Source organism: Hungatella hominis, from assembly GCF_014288005.1.
Classification (GTDB): Bacteria; Bacillota; Clostridia; order Lachnospirales; family Lachnospiraceae; genus Hungatella; species Hungatella effluvii.
Genome location: NZ_JACOPB010000004.1, coordinates 317,321 through 338,327, shown reverse-complemented (window position 1 = coordinate 338,327; position 21,007 = coordinate 317,321). Strand labels below are relative to the sequence as shown.

Sequence of the window (21,007 nt, the reverse complement as noted above, 5' to 3'; positions counted from 1 at the left end):
TCATGGAAAACACGAACAAATGTTTGCAAAAATGAAAAAGCTGTGATATTATGAGATGGCAGACCATTAGAATGAGTGCTGGAAACAGCACAGATCATATAGTAATGATTATTTATTTCATACTTTCAGACAGGAGTCATATGTATGGCAAAGCAGTATATTAAAATCAGAGGTGCCAATGAGCACAATCTTAAAAACATCTCTCTGGATATTCCAAGAAACGAACTGGTGGTATTAACGGGTCTCAGTGGTTCCGGCAAATCTTCCCTGGCGTTCGACACGATTTACGCGGAAGGGCAGAGGCGTTATATGGAGTCGCTGTCTTCCTATGCCCGCCAGTTCCTGGGTCAGATGGAGAAGCCGGATGTGGAGAGCATCGAGGGGCTGTCCCCCGCCATTTCCATCGATCAGAAGTCCACGAACCGCAACCCGCGTTCTACGGTGGGAACGGTGACAGAGATCTATGATTACATGAGACTTCTCTATGCGAGAATCGGTATTCCCCATTGCCCGAAGTGCGGACGGGAGATTAAGAAGCAGACGGTGGACCAGATGGTGGACCAGATCATGGGACTGCCGGAGAAGACGAAGATTCAGCTTCTCGCCCCTGTGGTAAGAGGCCGGAAGGGCGAACATGCGAAGGTTCTGGATCATGCCAGGAGAAGCGGTTACGTCAGAATCCGTATCGACGGCAGCATGTACGAGCTGTCAGAGGAAATCAAGCTGGAGAAGAACATCAAGCACAACATTGATATCGTGGTGGACCGTCTGGTGGTGAAGGAAGGGATTGAGAAGCGTCTTGCCGATTCCATTGAGACCGTGATGGAGCTTTCCGACGGGCTGATGACCGTGGATGTGATTGACGGCGAGCCGATTACCTTCAGTCAGAGCTTTTCCTGCCCGGACTGCGGAATCAGCATTGACGAGGTGGAGCCGAGAAGCTTTTCCTTCAATAATCCCTTCGGGGCCTGCCCGGACTGTTTCGGACTGGGATATAAGATGGAATTTGATGAAGACCTGATGATTCCGGACAAGAGCCTGAGCATCAATCAGGGGGCGATCACCGTGCTGGGATGGCAGTCCTGTACCGATAAGGGAAGCTTTACCCGCGCCATTTTAGAGGCGCTGAGCAGGGAATACAAGTTTGACCTGGATACCCCGTTTGAAGAGTACCCGAAGGAGATCCATGACGTTCTGATTAATGGAACGAATGGAAAGGAGATCAAGGTGCACTACAAGGGCCAGCGTGGAGAAGGCGTATACGATGTTGCCTTTGAAGGCCTGGTTCAGAACGTGGCCCGCAGATACCGCGAGACGTATTCCGAGGCATCCAAGGCGGAGTATGAAACCTTCATGCGGATTACCCCGTGTCCGACATGCCGCGGCATGAGACTGAAAAAAGAGTCTCTGGCGGTTACGGTGGGAGATAAGAATATCTATGAAGCGACCAATATGTCGATCGTCAAGTTCCGGGAGTTCTTAGACCAGCTGGTGCTGACACCGATGCAGCATTCCATCGGCGACCTGATTTTAAAGGAGATCCGGGCCAGAGTGACGTTCCTGATCGACGTCGGCCTCGATTATCTGACCCTTACCCGCGCCACTGGCAGCTTATCGGGAGGCGAAGCACAGCGTATCCGTCTGGCGACCCAGATCGGCTCCGGCCTGGTGGGCGTGGCTTATATTCTGGATGAGCCGAGTATCGGCCTTCATCAGAGAGACAACGACAAGCTGCTGAAAACGCTGCTTCATTTGAAGGATTTGGGAAACAGTGTGCTGGTGGTCGAGCATGATGAGGATACCATGCGCGCGGCAGACTGCATCATCGATATCGGTCCGGGCGCAGGCGAGCACGGCGGCAATGTGGTAGCCGTCGGAACGGCAAACCAGATCATGAAATGCAAGGATTCCATTACAGGCGCCTACTTGAGCGGCAGAATCAAGATTCCGGTTCCGGAGGAGCGCAGAAAGCCGACCGGCTGCCTGACCGTCCGCGGAGCGAAGGAGAATAACTTAAAGAATATCGATGTCACATTCCCTCTGGGCGTGATGACGTGTGTGACCGGTGTCTCCGGATCAGGAAAGAGTTCTCTGGTGAACGAGATCCTGTATAAATCACTGGCCAAGAAGTTAAACCGGGCAAGGACCATTCCGGGCAAGCACAAGTGCATTGAAGGTGTGGAACAGCTGGATAAGATCATCGCCATCGACCAGTCCCCGATCGGAAGAACCCCGCGTTCGAATCCGGCCACATATACCGGCGTATTCGATCTGATCCGCGATCTGTTTGCATCGACATCGGATGCGAAGGCAAAGGGTTATTCCAAAGGCCGTTTCAGCTTTAACGTGAAGGGCGGCCGGTGTGAGGCGTGCAGCGGCGACGGTATTATTAAGATTGAGATGCATTTCCTTCCGGACGTTTACGTTCCCTGTGAAGTCTGCGGAGGTAAGCGGTACAATCGCGAGACGCTGGATGTGAAGTATAAAGGCAAGAGTATTTATGACGTGCTGAATATGACGGTGGAAGAGGCGCTGAAGTTCTTTGAGAACGTTCCTTCCATTTCGAGAAAGATAGCGACCCTGTACGATGTGGGACTTTCCTATATCAGGCTGGGACAGCCTTCCACGGAACTTTCCGGCGGTGAGGCACAGCGTATCAAGCTGGCGACAGAGTTAAGCAAGCGTGGGACAGGCAAGACCATCTATCTGCTGGACGAGCCGACGACGGGACTCCATTTCGCTGACGTCCATAAGCTGATCGAGATTCTGCGGAAGCTGTCGGAAGGCGGCAACACCGTGGTCGTTATTGAGCATAATTTAGATGTCATAAAGACTGCGGATTACATCATTGATATCGGTCCGGAAGGGGGAGACAAGGGCGGTATGGTGATTGCCCAGGGAACCCCGGAGGAAGTAGCTGCAAATCCGGTGTCTTATACGGGGCAGTATGTGAAGAAGTATCTGGAATAAAGAATGAATGCCGGGATTCCTTGTGGAATCTGGAGTTTGAAAAATAAAGAGATGCCAGGTCATTTGCAGAAGATGCAGGTGGCCTGGCATCTCTTTAAAAGTTCCCCCAAAAAGGGAGGAAGCCGGCAAGAGGGGGATCCTGCCGGCTTTGAGTATGAAAAAAAGTTTTATGTTGAAAAGGTGTTTACCTTGTTTACGAGTATTAATATACCCAATGAATGTGAAGATTATTTGATGAAAATGTGAAAAAAATGTGATGAAGAGGATTTATAGGCCTCTGTTCGGAAACCTTCTTGCACCGTCTGCCAAAGAAGTCTATAATATACCATATATTGACAAAAAGCAGGTGAAAAATTATGTATATAGCGGATTTACATATTCATTCCAGATACTCGCGGGCGACGAGCAAAGACTGTACACCGGAATATCTGGATTTATGGGCCAGGAGAAAAGGGATTTCCATTGTTGGTACCGGGGACTTTACCCATCCGGCATGGCGTCAGGAGCTGAAGGAGAAGCTGGAGCCGGCGGAGGATGGGCTCTATGTGCTGAAGGAGGAGTACCGGATCAAAGATGAAACGGCAGGTGCTTCAGCTGTGCCGCGCTTTGTGATTACAGGAGAGATCAGTTCCATTTACAAGAAACACGACCGGGTGCGGAAAGTGCACAGTGTGATTCTGCTTCCGGGGCTGGAGGCGGCCGAGTGCCTGTCAGGAAAACTGGAAACGATCGGCAACATTCACTCCGATGGGCGTCCCATCCTGGGGCTGGACTGCCATGATCTTTTGGAAATTATGCTGGAACTCAATTCTGAATCGATCTATATTCCGGCGCATATCTGGACGCCGCATTTTTCCCTGTTCGGAGCATTTTCAGGGTTTGACACGGTGGAAGAATGCTATGAGGATTTGACGCCGTACATTCACGCCATGGAAACGGGACTCTCCTCCGATCCGCCTATGAACTGGCGGCTTTCGGCGCTGGACGGCTATCAGCTGGTGTCCAATTCAGACGCTCATTCCCCTGCAAAGCTGGGGCGGGAAGCGAACTTACTCGATATGGAGTTGTCCTATAAAGGGCTGCAAACGGCGATACAGACGGGAGAGGGGCTGATGGGAACCATCGAATTCTTCCCGGAAGAAGGAAAATACCATTATGACGGCCACCGGAAATGCCATCTCTGCCTGAGCCCACTGGACGCGGAAAAATACTCCGGTAAATGCCCTGTCTGCGGCAGAAAACTGACCATAGGCGTTTCCCACCGCGTGGAGCAGCTGGCGGACCGGGAGGAAGGGTTCGTGCTGCCGGGAGCGAAGGCATTTGAGAGTCTGGTTCCGCTGCCGGAGGTGATCGCCGCATCCACCGGACATTCAGCGGCCAGCCGGAAGGTGGAAAATCAGTATTATGAAATGCTTTCCGCACTCGGCTCAGAATTTTCAATTCTCAGGGAGCTTCCGATTGAAGATATCCAAAAGGTCTCCGGCCGCCTGACGGCAGAGGGAATCCGCAGACTGCGCGAAGGAAAAGTGGAACGCCGTCCGGGCTATGACGGAGAATATGGGACCATACGCTTATTCGATCAAATGGAACTGGACGGAATGGACGGACAGCTCAGCCTGTTTACGGGAGTCGAGATGGCCGAATTGTCACGCATGGAGACGGCTGCGGCTGCGATGGAGGTTCCGGATCATTCATCAGAGCAAGGGGCGAAACAGAGGATAGAGGGAACGGTTGACGCAGGCGGAGACGAAGCAGCGTCCCACCAGCTTACGTCCGTCTTAAATCCGCAGCAGGAGGCCGCTGTGACAGCAATCTCGCGCACCATCAATGTGGCTGCAGGCCCTGGAACGGGAAAGACGAAGACACTGGTGGCCCATGCTTTCCATCTTCTGGAGGAAAGAGGGGTAAAACCAACGGAAATGACTGCCGTTACATTTACCAATCAGGCGGCCAGGGAGATGCGGGAGCGCCTGGAAAGCCAGTTAGGCGGAAAACGATTCGTAAGCCGTATGAGAATCGGAACCTTTCATTCCATTTGCCATGATATCCTGAAAAAATCAGGCCTGGAGTTTACTCTGGCCGATGAATTGGAGATGAAGGATACCGCAGAAGAGATCATTGCAGACCGGGAGCTGAACCTGCCGGTCAGACAGTTCCTGCGGCAGGTTTCCGCGAGAAAATGCGGTCTGGAAAAAGAGACGGAATCGGTTCCGGCAGAGGCTTACGAGGCATATCAGAGAAAGCTGAAGGAGCAGGGGATCCTGGATTTCGATGATCTGCTTCTGGAAACGCTTCACCTTTTCGAAGAGGAGGGGAAGAATAAAACGCTCCGCCAGGGATTCTCTTATCTGCTGGTAGACGAGTTCCAGGATATCAGCCCTGTTCAGTACCAGCTGATTCAGGAATGGAATAAGGGTGGGAGAGAATTATTTGTCATTGGAGACCCAGATCAGGCGATCTACTCTTTCCGGGGATCGGATGCCAGATGCTTTGAAAAACTGAGAGAGGACTATCCTCAGATAACCACAATCTGTCTGGAGCAGAATTACCGTTCCACTCCGCAGATCCTGGAGGCGGCCTCCGGCGTGATTTCACAAAACGATGGACCGGAGCGAAGACTGATTCCGCAGAGGCAGGCTGGTACTCCGGTGCGCCTGGTGACGGCATCCGGGGAGATGTCAGAGGATATTTTTGTGGCAAAAGAGATTAACCGCCTGATCGGCGGAATCGATATGCTGGACGCGCAGGGGCATTTGGAAACGGGGGATGACTTAAGAGCCAGAAGTTTTTCGGACATCGCCGTGCTGTACCGTACCAACAGACAGGCGGAGCTTCTGGAGACCTGTCTGAAAAAAGAGGGAATTCCTTATGTGGTTGCCGGCAGGGAAGATTTCCTGATGGAACCGGCTGTACGGGGAACGCTCTGCTTTTTCAAAGCGCTTCTTAACCCGGAGGACCGGACGGCGCGCCGGCTGAGCCTGAAGCTGTTATGGAAGCTGCCGGAGGATGAAATGTCCGGGAGTATTTTCGATGCGGCGGCTTTAAAGTACCGGAAAAAGATAAAAAAGGAAAAGCCGCAGAAGCTTCTGGAGGCCTGGGTCTCGGATATGAATCTGCAGGAAGAAGAGGGCGTGGCAAAGCTGGCCTCCATGTCTGTTTTTTATAAAAATATGGCCGAATTCCTCGATAACCTGACCTTTGGGCAGGAAAGTGATATAAAACGGTGCGGAGGCAAAACGTATACATCGGATTCCGTGACACTCATGACGCTTCACGGCTCAAAGGGGCTGGAATTTCCAGTGGTTCTGATGTGCGGAGTCAGAAAAGGGCTGATTCCACTGGAGAGCGGTAAGCAGGATATCGATGAAGCCGAAGAGCGACGTCTCTTCTATGTTGGTATGACCCGTGCAAAGGATGAACTGCTTCTGATTACATCGCAGGAACCGTCACCGTTTTTGAAAGCGATTCCAGAGGAAGTGATAACGCGGGAAAATGCGGGAAAACAGCGTGATCCGGGTATGGGGAAACAGATGAGCCTGTTTGATTTCATGCAGCCGTGATGCGTGGAATATGTGGAAGCGAAATAATGGATTAAACGAAAATGCTGAAAGAAGGTAAAAACTCGAGAGTGTGATTGGAAATAAAAAAATGCCCTGACAGATATCCGGGCACACTTCATTATCCATTATACATAATTTTTTATTACAAGTCTACCATTTTTTCTTTTTTTTGCTAAGATAGTAATATGCACGTAACAGTTCAGACGGCGGGAAAATTGGCGCAGGAAGCAGCGTCAAGCTTGCTTGTAAGCGGCTTTATGCACCAATTTTCCCGCCGTATAAACTGCAACATATGCGCAGAACAAAGAAGGGAGACGGGCATGAAGCAGAAAAATCAGACAGAGACAAAGAGTATACCGGGAGTCACCCTGGAGGATGAGAGAAATACACTTTCAGAAATTCTTGCCATAGCGGACAGGAATTTAAATCAGGCCAGGTCCTCTGTTGAGAATTTAGCAGATGAACTGCATGAACTGAAGGAAATTTATGATGTAGAGGACAAAGAAGGTCTGGCGCTGTGGTTCAATACCGACGCCAGATTCCAGCAGGTCCGGCAGGAACTGCTCCGCATGGAGCGAAGCAGAAAAAAGCCGTATTTTGGAAGAATTGATTTTACTGATGCCAGTCTGTTAAAGAAAGAGTGTTACTACATTGGAAAGGCAGCAATTACAAAGAATTCCGCAGAGCTGGTAGTCATCGACTGGAGGGCGCCGATCGCATCGGTTTATTATGAAAGTTCCCTTGGAGCGTGTACGTATTCGGTAAAGGGAGAAGGGGCGTTTGAGATTGATCTCTCCAGAAAGCGCACCTACGAAATCGAAAATGATGAACTGAAGGATTTTTACGATTCAGACGTAGTGGCCAATGATGATCTGCTGACAAAATACCTTGCCAGGAATAAACGATCCGTTTTAAATGATATCATTGCAACGATTCAACAGGAGCAGAATGAGATCATTCGTAAGAGGCCGCAGCATAATGTCATTGTACAGGGCGGGGCCGGTTCCGGTAAGACGACTGTGGCCATGCACCGCATTTCCTATATTTTGTACAACTACGATCTGGAATTTCAGCCAAAGGATTTCTACATTATTGGAAGCAACCGGATTCTCCTCAACTATATCACGGGTATTTTACCGGATCTGGACGTGTACGGCGTATCACAGATGACGATGGAGCAGCTGTTTACGCGTCTTCTGTATGAGGACTGGGATGATAGGAAATATACGATTAAAAAACTGGAGCGGGAAGATAAAACAGCCTGCGTAAAAGGCAGCTTTTCCTGGTTTCATGATCTGGAAGCGTTTTGCCGGCGCTACGAGTGGAGCTATATTCCGTTGGAGGATGTCTATACGGAGAAAACACACCGCCTGCTGATGACCCGGAGCTCCATTGAGGGGCTGCTTAAGAAGTTTGATTACCTGTCGCTTCCTGACAAGCTGGACAAGCTGACGGAGCACCTCATGGCGAAGGTGGAGAATGAGATATATGGAAGATACTATACGTATCCGCCGGAAGAGCAGAAGGCGCTTCTGAAGTATTACCAGACCTATTTCGGAAAACGGGAGTGGAAGGGTTCCATTTTTGAGTTGTATGACAGTTTTCTGGCAGAGCAAAGGGAAAAAGGAACCCGGATTCCTTCACCTGGAAATTCCTTCGATCTCTATGATCTGGCCGCATTGGCTTATCTGTATAAACGAATCAAGGAGACGGAGGTCATCCAGGAAGCAAGCCATGTGGTTATCGATGAGGCGCAGGATTTTGGCATGATGGCCTATGGGGCATTAAAATACTGCCTCAGTAAATGTACGTATACCATTATGGGCGATGTGTCCCAGAACATCTATTTTGATTACGGACTGACAGACTGGGAGGAACTCAGGAGCCTCATGCTGCCAGGGGAATTTGATTATTTCGGGCTGCTGAGAAAAAGTTATCGAAACACGGTGGAAATCTCTAATTTCGCAACGAATATTCTGCAGCATGGGAATTTTCCTATTTATCCGGTTGAGCCGATTATCCGCCACGGAAAAGAAGTTCGAACGACGGGGTGCGAGGATGAGGGACGGCTGATTGCAGAGACCGCGGGCACCATTTTGGAATGGCAGAAGAAGGGCTATGAAACGATTGCAGTCATTTGCAGAGACGAAGAGGAAGTGAGCAAATTAACGAAAGAGCTGCGGAAAAAAGTAGAACTTCGGGAGTTTGATGCGGAAACGGAAGAGTTTGGAAGCGGTGTTATGGTTCTGCCGATCGAATATGCAAAAGGTCTGGAATTTGATGCAGTTCTCCTTTTTAATGCCAGTGAGGAGAATTATCCGTCAGAGGATGGCTTTGCGAGACTGCTGTATGTGGCGGCTACGAGAGCGCTCCATGAACTGGTGGTGCTTTATTCCGGAAAATTGACAGATTTGATTGGTACCACCGTATCAGAGGAGAAGAAACGAAAGTACGTAGTCGTGCGGCAGGAGCAGCCTGCCAGGCGGGTGCGTGAGGAGAAGCCCAAAACCAACAGGGAAATAGAACTGGAACGCGTATCCCATGGAAAATTCGAGATGGAACTGCGCAACCGCATCGGACCGAAGCGAATTGTTGTTCAGAATTCCATCGAAGAGAAGCGGTCAGAAAAAGCACGCGCTGCAAATAGCCCGTCAGAAAAATCGGAATTTGGAGTAATTCCGGGTACGAACAGCTTAAGGCCGCTGGGCCATTCCAAATTAAATCTGGCAGTACGATGGGTGACCGGCAATAAAAGCTATGTTGAGGTGACGAATGCCTGCGGAGTTCTTCGGGTCACGCCGATATGTGAAAATGCAGTACGAATCACTTTTGCAGGGGAGTCATTAGGCAGGCTTCCGGAGATACCGGCAGAGATTGAACTCACACCAAGGCTGAAATGGAATTACAGGGAAGACAAGGCCCGTGTGGAGGTGAAATTTGGAAAGCTGCTCTTGCGGATCGACAAGAAAAACGGCGGAATCTCTTTCTATACTGAGAAAGAGATGCTTCTTCTCAGCGAAAATCCATCACTGCCAAGACAGATAGCAGGCGCTCCCCAAAATAAGACGTGGACCTATTTCGACTGGAGCAAAAAAGAGGTATTGAAGGCGAGAGGGGCGGTCGACCAGCAATGGCTTGATTTGAAGACTACAGCAAAGTATATCTCTTTCGGTGCAAAATCAAAGAGGCCTGCCTGTGTCAAGTCGAACAGCGGCTATCAGATCCTGGTTCCAGGGGGCAGACGGGTCATGTGCTGTACGATTCCGATGTATGGCTCTTATTTATATACGGAAGGGGAAGCGCAGATTGATTATTTTTTCATTTTATAGGTAATGGCGGGCTCTTTATTTGAACGGTGTTATAGTGTAAGCAAATAAAAGTAGGATATGGCGTATGTAATTCGGCAGCCATATCCTACTTTTTGTTTTACGTGGATTCTCCAATGATGAAATCTGAAAAAAATTCCGCCGCATGCGGTGGAGCCTTTTGATTGTTTTTTACAGCTTCCATACGTGCGATTGCCTCGCGTGCGCATTCACGGTAAGGATGCCGGAACGTGGTCAGGGAGAGCGGGGACATGGCTCCTACATCAACATCATTGTCACAGCCGATCACACAGATGTCCTTTGGCACACGCACGCTGTTTTTGGTGAAAAAATTAATCAGAGCAACTGCAATACGGTCAAAACTGCATACAACAGCTGTTGGACGCGGGCTAAGCGATAGAATTCTGGCGCCTATACGGTCGATTTCCCCCTGAATATCTGCGATTGATCCAACGTTGGCGTTAGTCAGGGAAAAGATATTCTGCTTTTCCAATGGTATGGAAGAAAGGTCCAAAGCAGTCTGGAAGGATGAAAATCTGTCGTGAATAGTAGAAATCTTTCCATAGGCTTTGATGTAAGCGATGTGCTCATGGCCATTTTGCAGTAAATATTCAGCAGTCCGGCTTCCAATATAGTTGTTGCTTACACCAATGTAATGAAAATTCCGGCCATGAAAATACCGGTCGATCAGAATACAGGGCAGTTCTTCATTCATTTTCTGGAGCAGCGCCAGGTTCGGGTTATCGGTACTGTCACAGGTAGTTAAAAATAAAAAATCCGGACGCAAAGAAGCCGGCTTGGAGTAGATTGTTTCCATCAGACGGCCTTCCTCTTCCACGGAATTATGGGTATTACTGAAGATTAAATTGATTCCGTGTCTCGAAAATATGCTTTCGAAATTAGACAGATATTTGTTGATCGTGTAATTCCAGGTAGTAAAAGGAAGCAAGTACTGGACCGACAGTTCCTGGCCCCGATTGTATTTGCTGTTTACTCCGATTGGCTTTTCGCAGAGCCGGTATCCCTGACGGGGAGATGTCCCTTTTTTTATGATCCCCTTTTCATTCAGAGACTGGATTGCTGTCAAAACAGAATTGCGCGACAAACAGAGACGGGATTGGAGTTCACGTACAGAGGGAATTGTATCGCCTACTTCAAGCTCATCCATATAAATCTGCTGTAAAATTAATTTTTCCTGGGTTATTAAATCATTCTTATTCATGTAATTATCTTAGATGAATAAGGGGGAAAAGTCAATACAATTATTCCGGAACAGGAACAAAAATATAAACAAAATAGGAACAAAAAGATTGTATAATATGACAAAAATAACAAAATAGGAACAAAAATAGAACAAAAGTGGTTGACTTTAAATGGTCAAGTATGGTTTAATTCAGTTAGGGCGAGAGAACAACTGCCAATATGTTCGACGAAATGTCAACATTCAGAAGCGGAAATGTTGAAGTCTCCGGCGGATGTGCAGAGCGCCCAAAGGTATTATGTCATGCAGGCATGACGGGCGCTCGCACCAATTCGCCGAGGCGAATTGAATAGGATCATGGAACAAAAAACGGAGGAGTGATTATGGAAGTAACACAGCAAATAAAGAACGGAATAAAATTGGCCGTGTGTTCTTCAGGAGGTGGGCACGCGGGGGGAAGTCTTTCTGTCTCAGATATTCTTGCAAGCCTGTATGGTACAGTTATGAAGTATGATTCTTCAAATCCGGAGTGGGAGGGGAGGGACCGGCTGATTTTATCAAAGGGGCATTCTGGAATTGCTCTCTACGCGGCTTTGGCGGCCAGCGGATTTATTCCATTTGAAGAGCTTGCCAGCTTCGGAGCGGCGGGAAGCCGTCTCATGAACCATCCGGACGCACATCTGGTTCCAGGAGTGGAAATGTGTACCGGTTCACTGGGGCATGGCCTTTCCCTTGCAGTGGGTATGGCTTTAGCTGGACAGATGAAGGGGCAGGAATATTTCACATACTGTATTCTGGGTGACAGTGAATGCTGTGAGGGCAGTGTGTGGGAGGCCGCCATGTATGCCTTCCAGAAGAAATTAAAACGATTGGTTGTTATTATTGACCAAAATGGAATCGGATGTGATGGTCCGTTGGAGAAGATGGTTCAGATGGAACCGTTTGACAGCAAATGGAGCAGTTTTGGATTCAAGGTAGAGGAAACTAACGGACATGATGCAGATGAGATGAATCAGTTGTTTTTACGCCTCCGGGAAGAAAGGAATGGGCCTTATGCGGTTATCGCTCATACGATAAAAGGCCATGGGCTGAAAAGGGAAATTGAGGGAACGGGAGCCAGTCATTACATATCAGGAACCAGTGAGGCTCTCAATGAAATGTTTGCATTTTAGGAGGTGAAGCAGACTATGCAGGTGAAAGAAAAAGTATCCGCGCTTTCGCAGTTGGGAGCATCGGCAGGAAAGTTGGAACAGTTAATGGAGACAGATGAACAGATTGTTGTAATAACTGCGGATCTGGCAGAATCCTGTAAACTTAAAAGAATCGAGAAACGCTTTCCGGATAGATTTATAAATGTCGGTATTGCTGAGCAAAACATGGTATCCATTGCAGCAGGGCTGGCGCATGAAGGATTTAAGCCATTTGTTCATACGTTTTCTGTCTTTTCCAGTCTGAGGGCCTGTGAACAAATCCGTACGGATGTATTCTATAACCAGGCAAATGTAAAGATTATAGGGACGCATTGCGGCATGAGCGGAGGGCAGGCAGGATCAACGCATTTTTCCCTGGAAGATATCGGGGTGATTCGGGCCATGCCGGAAAGTGTCATGATTGCTCCGGCAGATGCAGTTTCTGCCGCCAAATTTATAGAATTGCTTTCTGGTATCAAGGGACCGGCTTATGTCCGGCTGGACAGGAATCCGCTTCCGAATTTATATGATGAAAGCTATGAGGCTGTGATTGGAAAAGGTAAGGTATTGACGGAAGGAAGGGATATTGCAGTTATCGCTATTGGTGAGGCAGTGTCAGAGGCGCTGGCAGCAGGAAAAGAACTTCTGCAGCAGGGAGGTCCTGTTATTACGGTGGTGGATATGGCGACCATTAAACCGATGGACTATGAGCTATTAAAGCGGTTATCGGAAAAGCATTCTGTTTTTATAACCGCGGAGGAGCACAATGTTTATGGTGGCCTGGGAAGCGCGGTCGGACAGGCTGCGGCAGAGTTGGGGCTGGGAATCCGGTTAAAATGTATTGGGATACCGGACTGTTATCCTCAGGGAAATCCAATCGGCTGCAACAGAGCTATGTATGGTTTAGATAAAAAATCAATAAAAGAGGCCGTAGAAAAATTATATGGAGTAACAGGCGGTCGGGACAGGGAGGACAGTTATGAGAGTGGCATTGATGAATGAATTCAGCCAGGCAAGTAAAAATGCATTGATTTTACGAGCACTGGAAAAGAGTGCTGCAAAATATCATGTGGAGTGGTTCAATACGGGGATGAGGACAGATAATGATCAGCCGGTGCTAAACTATATCCACCTGGGCATCCAGGCATTCGTACTTCTTAATACAGGGACGGTCGATTTTGTAATAACAGGATGCGGTTCTGGTCAGGGAGCCTGTATGTCTTTAAACAGTTATCCAGGTGTAAACTGTGGTTATATTACAGACACTTCAGATGCATATCTGTTTACACAGATTAATAATGGAAACGCGGTTGCACTGCCTTTTGCCAAGGACTTTGGATGGGCTGCGGAACTAAAATTGGAGGATATTTTTGATAAGCTGTTTTCCTGTGAGGGCGGGGGCGGCTACCCCGTGGAAATGCGGGACATTCAGCGTAAAAACGGTACAGTTTTTAATCAGGTAAAAGATGTATTGTGTAAGGAACCTGTGGATATTTTGAAGGCATTGGATCCGGAAATGGTGAGAACTGCACTGGAAGGGGCGTGGTTTTGCAGTTGTTTTCAAAAATATGCAAAGCCGGGAAGCCTGACCGCATATGTAAAAGAAATAATTGCAGAAAAACCAGATGATCCTGCTTTGTCAGGCACAGGCGGACACGACGGCTCTAAAAACTGACAGGGAGGAGACGGATATGGATACAAAAAAAACAGGGCGGAGAAGGATGGGAACGACTGGAGTTATACGAAAGATGCAACCATACCTGTATATTTTGCCACTCTTTATTCTTCTTGGAGTTTTCAAACTGTATTCCTCGGTTTATGCGATCTATCGGTCATTTTTTGAATGGGACGGCGGACGGATATCGGTGTTTATCGGAATTCAGAACTATATAGCGCTGCTTACCGATGCAACGTTTGGAAAATCGCTGGTGAATCTTTTTATATTATTGGTAACGTCTGTACTTAAAGTAGTAACTGTTCCGCTTCTGGTAGCAGAACTGGTAATGAGTGTGAAACGTCAGTTTTCCAGCAACTTATATAAATATCTGCTCATCATTCCCATGGTGGTACCTGGCGTGGTGATGATTCTGTTATGGCGCTGGATTTACGATTACAATGGGCTTCTTAACGGTATACTATCGACACTGGGGCTTGAAAATCTTATGCACTCCTGGCTGGGGGAGCAGGCGACAGCTTTGGGGGCTCTGATCTTCTACCAGTTTCCATGGGTCGCAGGAATTCAGTTCCTGATCTTTCTGGCAGGGCTGCAAAGTATTGATACGAGCATTTATGAGGCGACCAGAATTGATGGCATTGGTCCGGTAAGCAGGCTCTTTTACATTGATATTCCACTGCTGACAGGACAGTTCCGCTATCTGATAATAACTACAATCATATCGACATTCCAGGCATTTGAACACGTCCTTATCATGACAAATGGAGGACCGGGGGATTCCACCATGGTGCCGGCATTACATATGTATAATGAGACATTTTCATATTATAACATGGGATATGCGTGTGCCATGGGAACGGTACTGTTTTTGTTTACATTAGGTGTTACCGCCTTTAATATGAAGTATATTAAGGGCGTTGACAGTCAATAGGGGGGAGAAAGTTACATGAAAAAAAGACACATAAATCGCTTGCTTGTGCATGGTACACTGATTTTTATACTTTTTCTTACTATTTATCCTTTATTTGTGATGGTGGTATCTTCCCTGAAAACGAATATACAGATTTATCAGAATCTCTATTTTTTCAGTCTGCCGCTGCATTTTGAACATTATACCATTGCTTTTGGACAAATATACAAAAGCATTATAAACTCATTGATTGTAACAGCAGGTAACGTAATTCTTACGCTGATTATTTCTGCGTTGGCTGGCTATGCCTTTGCGCGATTCCAGTTTAAGGGGAAAAACTTATTATTCATGGTTATGATGATGATGATGATGGTGCCATATTTCCTTATATTGATCCCTCAGTTTATTATTTCACAGAAAATGCATTTATTAAACACTTATGCAGTGCAGATACTGCCGCCATCGTCGGCCTTTGCAATATTATCTACATTTCTGATCACTACTCATATGGAATCCCTGCCGCAGAGCCTGTTTGAAATGGCTACGATTGAGGGTGCAAGTGATTTTAAAATTTTCTATTACATAGCATTGCCGCTCAGCAAACCAATTATGGCTACTGTATGTATTACAACGTTGATTTCCAGCTGGAATAACTACATATGGCCGCTGGTATCAGCCAATGCCGAGAATGTACGTCCGGTAATTTTGCAGGTATCAAAGGTGATAGCCAGTACCTATCAGATGCCGGGTGTCAGTTTTGCAGCATACGTAATTGCATCGATCCCGCTGCTTCTCATCTTTACAGTTGCAACAAAACCGTTTGTGGAAGGGCTGACCGCAGGGGCAGTGAAAGCATGATAAAACGTTTATTATTTTAAGGAGGATAAATTATAATGAAAATGGGGAAGAAACTTTTAGCAATGACATTGGCAGCACTTACACTGACCGCCTTAACCGGATGCGGAGAAAAGACGGAAAGCAGCCAGGCGTCACCAGAATCGACACAGGAGGCGGTAAATACAGGCCAGGCGGATGGAAACTGGCATCCGGATAAGCCCATTACACTTAAGTGGGCAACCTGGGAACATAACAGTGCGGAAGGACAGGAATACTTAAAAAAATCGCTGGAGCTATATAAAAAATACCAGCCCAATATCACGGTTGAATACGAATACATTGCCAGCGACCAGTATCAGACGTGGCTGCAGACACAGTTGATGGGAGGCACCGCTCCGGATCTGTTCCTGGTTCGCCATACCTGGGGGCAGCAGTATCTGCGCGATGGTTCTGTGATTGATCTGACCGATTATCTGAATCAGGAAACCAACCCTTACAACAGCAATTTAAACTGGATGAGCACATTTCAGGAGTCGGTAATGGCGCAGGTGATGGATCCTACCAACGGGAAATACGCCAGTGTACCAACCAATGGGGTTCTTTGCAAGCTGTTTTACAATAAGGATCTGATGGCGAAAGCAGGAATTGATACGATGCCGTCCACATTTGCTGAGTTATTGGAAACGTGTAAGGTGCTGCAGGGAGCAGGCATCACTCCAATGGTAGTCGGTATGAAGGTTTCAGAAGGTGGTGGTTATCACTGGTTCGAACGTCTCATGATGGATCCGCTGGCCACCCGGTTTATCGAGGATCTGGATATTAACGGAACCGGACTGATCGAAGTCAATGAAATTGCCCGCGGTGTAGACCAGGGAGTCATTGATATTACAAAGAAGCCGTGGAAGGATATTTATCCGCTTATTAAAGAATTTTCGCAGTATTGGTATCCAGGCTACACCGCTATGGATAATAATGAGGCTTTGGAACAGTTCATGCGGGGAGAGATTGCCATGACCTTTTCAGTCGGATCTTATGCAAAAATCATGGCCAGTAATCCTGATTTGTCTTTTGAGATTGGAATAACTGAATTTCCGACCCTTGGGACAGAGAGCCATCCGGATTCTTCCGGGATTGCATATGAAATTGGAGGGGCACCCCAGGGAAATATCTGTATACCGACCACAACCACAGGGGATCAGCTGCTGGCGGCCATGGATTTCCTGAAATTCAAGACAGGCCAGGAGGATTCCAGCCTTTACGTAAATGAGCTGTGGGGCGTTACTCCGATAAAAAATGTAGAAGTCAACAGTGATAATCCTATGCTGCAGGCCCTGCAGTTTAAAAATGACGTATCGCCTTTAAAATTGTATGAGACTTATTTTGATAAGCAGTTCTTTGATGATTCTGTTATGTATGGCCAGTTGTATTTACAGGACGAGATGAGTCTGGAGGAGTATACTCAGGTTCTTCAGGAGGATCTTGTAAAAGCAAAAGATAATTACGTGAAAAAGGAAGGCTGGAGCGAAGCGAATAATTGGGGAGAGGATTAATATGAAACTTACAATATCACCGGATAAACATTATTTTATGAAGGAGGGTAAGCCGCTGTTTCTGATGGCAGATACAAACTGGAGTGCGTTTACCCATCCGGATTTGGAAGAATGGCGTGAATATCTTGATTTTCGCAGGGAGCAGAATTTTAATGCGGTACAGATGAATCTGCTGCCGCAGCGCCATTCCTGCACACCACGTCAATGGATTCATCCATTTACAGTTACGGGTGAAGGCCGTTTTGACTATTCCTGCATCCGGACAGAGTATTTTGACCATGTATGCCAGTATCTAGATGAGATGGCAGCACGAGAGATGCAGCCCATGATTGTACTTCTATGGGGGAATTTTGTTCCGGGTACCTGGCAGGGGATAAGGGACGCAGGTCGCACAAACGTGGAGGAAAAACCATATTATCAGCCTATGACGATAGCTGAGATGGAGCATTTCTTACAGTACGTGATCCCGAAACTGCGGGAATACAATCCTGTATTTCTGGTAAGCGGTGATGTAAATCTATCCGAGGACGTGGTTCATTATGATACTGTTCAGGATCAGAGGGGGGCCAACCCTGAGACTGTGGCGTTTTATCACAAAGCGTTGCAGATCACAAAGAGTCTGGCGCCGGACTGTCTTACAACGCTGCATATTGCTCCTAAAGTAGTACTGCCTGCGCGGCTGATAGAGGCTCCGGAACTGGATTTTTATATGTATCAGCCGGGTCATGTATACTCGGAGCCACAGCTAAATCGTACACTGGCACAGGATATCCGTTCCTATCCGGTCTCACGTCCCGTATACAACAGTGAGACCAGTTATGAAGCAAATATATACTTCGACCGGTCACAGGGCCGGTTTGATGAGAGATGGATACGGAGAGCTTTCTGGCAGGGAGTGTTGAGCGGGGCAAACGCAGGATTTACCTATGGTGCTGGCGGTGTGTGGCTATGGAGACAGAATCAGAATTTTTGCAGTGAAAGAGGAGATTTGGGGTTGGTAAATGACTGGCGGGATGACTTACGCCTGCCGGGAGCCTACGACATGGGGTTTGCAAAACTGGCCGCAGATACGATCGGATTTTACGATTTGAAGCCAGCTTCTGATCTGATACACAACAATCCCTGTGAGGAGATTGTATGTGCAGCAAATGATGATCAAAGCAAACTTGTTATCTATATGCCGTTTTCATGGCCAATGAGTGTCAATGCCGATTTAAGTGGTTATCGTGTCTGCGGAGTGGATCTGGAAAAACGCTGGGCATTAACTCCTGCATTCTCTGTGCAGGACGGAATCACCTCTTTCGGACAATTGCGTTATAATCATGATTATCTTATTGTTGCATGTAAAGAATAATGTTTGGGAGAGCGGAGGCCGAAGGGTCTCCGCTTTTCGATGTATTAACAATTGTATTGAGTAAAGTATTTGATAAAATATATAATTTAGTATACTATATTATTAAACAAGACATCAAAAGCATCCACCCACGGAGGTACCCTATGCGAAAAGTAACCCTATTTATCGCCATGAGCTTAGACGGCTATATTGCGGATAAAAACGGCAGCGTAGACTGGCTGGCCGGTCAGGAACCGGATTACGACGATATGGAAAGCTATCATGAGTTCATCAAAGACATTGATACAGTCGTCATGGGCTGGGACACGTATCACCAGGTGGCAACTGAGCTGTCACCCGATGAATGGATATACCGTGGGCTGACAACTCATGTTGTGACCCACCGGGCCATGGTTTCAACGGAAGAAATAAAGTTTACGAAGGAAGATGTCTGCAGTCTGGTAACCGCACTGAAACAGGAAGATGGAAAAGGTATCTGGATTTGCGGCGGGGCGAACATAATTCAGCCCCTGATAAGGGAAAACAGGATTGACCGATACCATATCTCCGTCATACCAACTATTTTAGGCTCCGGCCTTCCTTTATTTCCGCGGACAGCGAGTCCGGTGGGGGCGCCTGCAGACAGGGAAATTAAATTAAAATGCATCAAAACCCAATTATATAACGGCATAACGGATCTTATTTACGAACCAAGATAACTTTCGTGTAAACGAGGAGAGGAGCACTATTATGCAGGAACGTCCAATTCTGGAACGAAAGAATATCCCCATCGCCTCCCTTTTGAGAAACCCATCCATACGGAAGGAAATTCATTCTATTTGTCAGAATCAATGTGTGGATGACACATTTCTGACCAGCGCATCGGTTACGTTTCGCCAGTTATTTCTTCTGTCTTCGAAAGCGCGGATACCCAGCGGGACGATGGAACTGATATTTGAATTTTTGGCCTCAGAAGACAGGAGCCATCCTGTTTTCCTGGAAGAAGAATACGCTTATTTAAAAGAGCCCGCCTGGTGTTTGAATATGAGTGAAATCAGTTATATGAAGGTCTCTTTGGAGAAAAGAGGAGAGTATGTTTTCTCCATACACAAAATACAAAAAGGGATTGATCCAGTGTCCGGGAAGCCGTATCTGATACTTTTTCCGGAAGGTTCCTGGAAATTTAATGGCTGTTCAGAGGACAGGGAAAGAATGGCGGAAGAGAGGAAAGTCACTTTTGATCATGAATATCAGTTGCAGGAATTTATGAAAGAAATTATATTAAATGGAATGGTTGATCTTAAAGACTATTCATAATAAAATAGCAGAATGATAAAAACAGCCTCATGGTTTCAATCAGAAACCAACTTGCTTTTCTGTTTGAAATCATGAGACTGTTTGATATGAAAACGATCTCTGCCCCAACGATCCCTACAGGAATAATTCAGTCAGAAATACAGCCGCACATGCAGCCAGTGAGACGACAAAAAGGCTTTTTCCTCTGTAAGCCAGGAAAATAGCAATCATGAGGGCAATCACAGCCGACCAGACACTTGCCGTGGCGGTTAAGATTGCCGGAAACGTCATGACAGACAGCGTCACATACGGCACGTAATATAAAAATGAACGGATATAAGTGTTTTTAATTTCTTTTCTTATCAAGGTCAGGGGGAGAACCCGGATCAGATAAGTGACTCCCGCCATGACGAGTATGTATAAATAAATACGGTTATTCATGCTGTTCCTCCCCTGTCTCTTTTACCGGGAATAAATATGCGGCCGCCCCTGCAATCAGCAGTGTCAGAATAATAATTTTAAATCCCGATGAAATGGTATTTAATATCGGTGTTGCCGCAAAGATCAGGCTGCAGACCATGGATACCACGATAACCCCTGATAAAATCCGGTTTCCCTTAGCGGGAGGGATAATAACTGCAAGAAACATGCCATACAGGGCTACATTTAGTGCACTCAAAATACGAGGAGGCAGGAAATCTCCGGAAACCGCACCGAGAAGAGTACCCAGAGTCCAGCCCGGTACTGCGACGGCAATCAGGCCGTAGCTGAAAAATGGGATCAGCCTTCCAGGCCTGCACACAGAAACTCCGAAAATTTCATCGGTAACACCATATCCGATCAGGAAGCGGTGAAAAAATGGCGTCTTTTCGTCCAGCTTCTGGGAAAGAGAGCAGGACATAAGGCAGTATCGCAGATTTATGATAAATTGCGCCACTGCCATTTCCATAAATGGCGCCTTCGCCGCAATGATTCCCAGCGCCGCAAATTGCCCCGCCGATGTCAGATTTGTAAAGGACATGATGACTGCCTGCCAGGGTGAAAGACCGGCGCCGGAAGCCATAATGCCAAAGGTAAAGGATACTGCAAAGTATCCGAGACAGATAGGGATTCCGTCTTTTAACCCATTTCTCCATTGAATCGCATTCGTATTCATTTT

At 47.2% G+C, this 21,007-nt stretch carries 16 protein-coding genes; 13 read left to right on the top strand and 3 right to left on the bottom strand.

Annotated elements, in window-relative coordinates; translation table 11 throughout:
• Positions 1–144 precede the first annotated feature (144 nt).
• The 4 genes from uvrA to H8S75_RS12015 all read left to right on the top strand — a co-directional run bounded on the left by uvrA (position 145) and on the right by H8S75_RS12015 (position 9,859).
• Positions 145–2,970, top strand: coding sequence for an excinuclease ABC subunit UvrA (uvrA, locus tag H8S75_RS12030; RefSeq protein ID WP_187021844.1), 2,826 nt, complete (start codon positions 145–147; stop codon positions 2,968–2,970).
• A gap of 36 nt (positions 2,971–3,006) precedes the next feature.
• A complete protein-coding gene (locus H8S75_RS12025) occupies positions 3,007–3,216 on the top strand; it encodes a hypothetical protein (RefSeq protein WP_187021842.1) in 210 nt (69 codons plus the stop codon).
• Positions 3,217–3,326: 110 nt separating this feature from the next.
• Positions 3,327–6,530, top strand: a complete 3,204-nt coding sequence (locus H8S75_RS12020) for a UvrD-helicase domain-containing protein (RefSeq protein WP_187021841.1) — start codon at positions 3,327–3,329, stop codon at positions 6,528–6,530.
• 320 nt (positions 6,531–6,850) lie between these two features.
• The gene (locus tag H8S75_RS12015; protein WP_187021839.1) at positions 6,851–9,859 is read left to right on the top strand and encodes a 3'-5' exonuclease; all 3,009 of its coding nucleotides are present in this window, start codon (positions 6,851–6,853) and stop codon (positions 9,857–9,859) included.
• 97 nt (positions 9,860–9,956) lie between these two features.
• Here H8S75_RS12015 and H8S75_RS12010 read toward each other — a convergent pair whose 3' ends face one another.
• On the bottom strand, positions 9,957–11,078 hold the full coding sequence (locus H8S75_RS12010; RefSeq protein WP_279288664.1) for a substrate-binding domain-containing protein: 1,122 nt from the start codon (positions 11,076–11,078) through the stop codon (positions 9,957–9,959).
• 362 nt (positions 11,079–11,440) lie between these two features.
• Between H8S75_RS12010 and H8S75_RS12005 the strand changes: the two genes are divergently transcribed.
• The 9 genes from H8S75_RS12005 (at position 11,441) to H8S75_RS11965 (ending at position 19,869) form a co-directional block, all read left to right on the top strand.
• Complete coding sequence (locus H8S75_RS12005; RefSeq protein WP_187021837.1) at positions 11,441–12,229, top strand: transketolase; 789 nt, start codon at positions 11,441–11,443, stop codon at positions 12,227–12,229.
• A 15-nt stretch (positions 12,230–12,244) separates the two neighbouring features.
• The gene (locus H8S75_RS12000; protein ID WP_187021835.1) at positions 12,245–13,249 is read left to right on the top strand and encodes a transketolase family protein; all 1,005 of its coding nucleotides are present in this window, start codon (positions 12,245–12,247) and stop codon (positions 13,247–13,249) included.
• The gene (locus H8S75_RS11995) at positions 13,227–13,922 is read left to right on the top strand and encodes an RpiB/LacA/LacB family sugar-phosphate isomerase (protein ID WP_187021833.1); all 696 of its coding nucleotides are present in this window, start codon (positions 13,227–13,229) and stop codon (positions 13,920–13,922) included. The genes H8S75_RS12000 and H8S75_RS11995 overlap by 23 nt, the downstream gene beginning before the upstream one ends.
• A 16-nt stretch (positions 13,923–13,938) precedes the next feature.
• Positions 13,939–14,853, top strand: a complete 915-nt coding sequence (locus tag H8S75_RS11990; RefSeq protein WP_187021831.1) for a carbohydrate ABC transporter permease — start codon at positions 13,939–13,941, stop codon at positions 14,851–14,853.
• A 15-nt stretch (positions 14,854–14,868) separates the two neighbouring features.
• Positions 14,869–15,690: a carbohydrate ABC transporter permease gene (locus tag H8S75_RS11985; RefSeq protein ID WP_187021829.1), complete on the top strand. Its 822-nt coding sequence runs from the start codon at positions 14,869–14,871 to the stop codon at positions 15,688–15,690.
• Positions 15,691–15,725: 35 nt separating this feature from the next.
• On the top strand, positions 15,726–17,219 hold the full coding sequence (locus tag H8S75_RS11980; protein ID WP_187021827.1) for an ABC transporter substrate-binding protein: 1,494 nt from the start codon (positions 15,726–15,728) through the stop codon (positions 17,217–17,219).
• A 1-nt stretch (position 17,220) separates the two neighbouring features.
• Positions 17,221–18,573: a glycoside hydrolase family 140 protein gene (locus tag H8S75_RS11975; protein WP_187021817.1), complete on the top strand. Its 1,353-nt coding sequence runs from the start codon at positions 17,221–17,223 to the stop codon at positions 18,571–18,573.
• A 143-nt stretch (positions 18,574–18,716) separates the two neighbouring features.
• Complete coding sequence (locus tag H8S75_RS11970) at positions 18,717–19,271, top strand: dihydrofolate reductase family protein (RefSeq protein WP_187021815.1); 555 nt, start codon at positions 18,717–18,719, stop codon at positions 19,269–19,271.
• Positions 19,272–19,494: 223 nt separating this feature from the next.
• A complete protein-coding gene (locus H8S75_RS11965; protein WP_243270246.1) occupies positions 19,495–19,869 on the top strand; it encodes a hypothetical protein in 375 nt (124 codons plus the stop codon).
• A gap of 114 nt (positions 19,870–19,983) precedes the next feature.
• Here H8S75_RS11965 and H8S75_RS11960 read toward each other — a convergent pair whose 3' ends face one another.
• Both H8S75_RS11960 and H8S75_RS11955 read right to left on the bottom strand, forming a co-directional pair.
• Positions 19,984–20,289, bottom strand: a complete 306-nt coding sequence (locus H8S75_RS11960; RefSeq protein ID WP_187021811.1) for an AzlD domain-containing protein — start codon at positions 20,287–20,289, stop codon at positions 19,984–19,986.
• The gene (locus H8S75_RS11955) at positions 20,282–21,004 is read right to left on the bottom strand and encodes an AzlC family ABC transporter permease (RefSeq protein ID WP_187021809.1); all 723 of its coding nucleotides are present in this window, start codon (positions 21,002–21,004) and stop codon (positions 20,282–20,284) included. Before H8S75_RS11955 ends, H8S75_RS11960 begins: the two co-directional genes overlap by 8 nt.
• Between the last annotated feature and the right edge of the window lie 3 nt (positions 21,005–21,007).